Below are 277 nucleotides of genomic sequence, written 5' to 3'. Positions count from 1 at the left end.
CGTGATCGAAATGCGTAAAGGCAATCGCGAGCTTGCCGTAGTTGCCACTGGCGGCAACGGCACGCAGCACGGCCTGAGCCGCGGCCTGTATCGGTTGTTCCGCATTATCGACCAACAGGATGGCGTCCACGTCGGAGAATCGTTCGGTAACGTGGGTGGTGACGCTGCTGGATGACTCAGGCGTGTGGCCCAGTCCCTGTCCGTCCAGGTAGACGACCTTCAGCCGACGATCGGTGAACGTCGGATAAAGCGGCCCGCGTACCCGGATCCCGTCGAC

Annotated in this window: 1 pseudogene; it reads right to left on the bottom strand. The window is 62.1% G+C overall.

The features are described from left to right. A pseudogene (locus SB771_RS34190) lies at positions 1-277 on the bottom strand (hypothetical protein); the annotation flags it as partial.

The sequence above is a fragment of the Burkholderia sp. SIMBA_051 genome, from assembly GCF_046534915.1.
Classification (GTDB): domain Bacteria; phylum Pseudomonadota; class Gammaproteobacteria; order Burkholderiales; family Burkholderiaceae; genus Burkholderia; species Burkholderia ambifaria.
This window is presented reverse-complemented; position numbering and strand designations above follow the sequence as displayed.